At 73.6% G+C, this 2,198-nt stretch carries 1 protein-coding gene; it reads right to left on the bottom strand.

Going from position 1 to position 2,198, the window contains the following annotated elements; all coding sequences use genetic code 11:
• The coding region (locus tag B0W88_RS34045; protein ID WP_198937998.1) for an Ig-like domain-containing protein at nt 1-2,198 on the bottom strand (2,198 nt) is incomplete at both ends.

Raw genomic sequence — 2,198 nt, forward strand, 5'->3', positions numbered from 1 at the left:
GCACCACCACCACCGGCGGCGGCGGGGTGACCGGCATCGCCCGCAGGCCCAGGCCCGAGACGCGGGCCGGCGCCAGCTGCACCGGCTGCGGCGCGGCCACCGTCTGCAGCGCGTTGTCGGCCTTCGCCGCGGCGCCGTCCACCGTGGCGTCCAGCAGCTTCAGCAGCCGCGTCGTGCCCGGCGTGGCCGTCGCCGGTACGCCGACTTTGAGCGTTATGAGCCCGCGCAGCGAGGCATCGCCCAGCCCACCGGCCAGGCTCAGCTGCAGCGACAACCGCCCGGCCTGGCTGGCATCGGCCGTCAGCCGCGCCCCCGGCGGCAGGCCGGCGGCCAGCGCCACATCCTCGATCTGCAGCGTGGCCGGGTCGTAGGCCAGCACCAGCGAGACCGTGCCCGCGGCGGCACCGTCGAGCTGCAGCGTCAGCACCTGCCCGCTACTGCCCGCGGCGGCGTTGAGGTCGCCCAGGTGCAGCGTGGCCGCCGTCGCCGGCGCCGGCACGGTGAAGCTGGCGACGAAGTTGTCGCCGGCCGTGCCGTCGCCGTTGCCGTCGAGCTGGTGGCCATCGGCGGCCACCACGCCGCTAACGCCGGATTTCAGCGTCAGGTCGTAGCTGCCCGCCGCCATCGCGCCAGCGCCGGAGACGAAGCGCAGCCCCATGCCGTCCGCGTCGATGACCAGGCTGCCGGCCACGCCCGCCACCTGCAGGTCGCCGGCATCGATGGACGACACGTCCAGCACGCGGTCGAAGCGCAGGCTCACGCCGTCGTCCTCCACCTTGACCTGCGTCACCACCAGGTTCGGCACCGTCACCACCGGCGGCACCGCGGCCACCGCCGTGCCGCGGCTGGCGGCCAGCACCATGGCCGCGTCGGTGGCGCTGATCACGCCGTCGCGGCTGGCGTCGCCGATCAGCAGCGGGTTCACCAGCGCATAGGCGGCGAAGCCGGTGTCGCTGTGCACGGCCATCCGCTGCAGCAGGGTCACGTCGGCCGTCGTCAGCGCGCGGCTGCCGTCGGCATCGCCGAGCTGGGCGACGACATGGATGCCGTCGTCGGCCCGCGCCGCCGCGCCGAGGTTGCTGCTGATGCTGGTGAGGCGCAGCAGCTCGGCCGCGCCGTAGACCGCCGTCGCCGGCACGGTGCCCTTGACCAGCACCAGCTTGTGCACCGCGTTGTCGGCGAAGGGGCTGGCCAGCGCCACGTCCACATGCAGCAGGCCGGGCTGGCTCACCGTCGCGTTGACGGTGCTGCCCGCGGGCAGGCCGGCCATCGCCGCGCCGGACTGCACGCTCAGCAGCGCCGGGTCGTAGCGGAGGTCGAAGGAGAGGCTGTTCAGGCCGCTGGCGTTCTGCACGCTGACGACGAAGCCGCCGGCGGCCGGGTCGTAGCTCGCCGCCTGGCCCGGGGCCCGCGCGAAGTCCTCGACCGAGACCACCAGCGAGGACGAGGCCGCCACCGTGAAGGCCTTGACATAGGCATCGCCGGTTGCGCCGTCGCCGTTGCCGTCGAGCCGCAGCCCGCCGACGCTGACGAAGCCGTCGGCCGCGCCGTTGAGCCTCAGCGTGTAGTCGCCGGCCGCCAGCACGCCGCCGGCCTTGACGAAGCTCAGGCCCTTGCCGTCGGCGTCGAAGACCACGGTGCCGTTCACGGCCGTGGCGCCCAGCATCAGGCTCAGGTCAGGCACCAGCGCGCCGCTGCCGTAGAGCTGGATCAGCGAGACATCCACCGCCTGGTCGAAGCGCAGCCGGAAGCCGCTGTCGCTGGCGGCGAAGCTGCTCACATGCAGCGCCGGCAGCACGACGACCTTCAGCTCGACCTGGCCCGTCGCCGTGCCGCCGAGGCCGTCGGCGACCTGGTAGCTGAAGCTCGTACTGCCGATGAAGCCCGCGGTCGGCGTGAAGCGCATGCGCCCGTCGGCGAAGACCTGCACCGTGCCCTGCGTGCCCGTCACGTCGATGCTGCTGATCGCCAGCGCATCGCCGTCGGCGTCGCTGTCGTTGGCCAGCAGGCCCGGCGCCGGGATGTCCAGCAACTGGCCGGCGTAGAGCGTGTAGCTGTCCTTGGCCGCCACCGGCGCGGCGTTGCCGACGCTGATCGTGACCAGCGCCGTGGCCTGGCCGCCGAAGCCGTCCGCCACCTTGTAGCTGAACGTCGTGTCGCCGGTGAAGCCGCTGGTCGGCGTGAAGCGCAGCCGGCCA

Origin of the sequence: Pelomonas sp. KK5, assembly GCF_001984095.1 — a bacterium.
In the GTDB taxonomy this organism is placed as follows: Bacteria; Pseudomonadota; Gammaproteobacteria; order Burkholderiales; family Burkholderiaceae_C; genus KK5.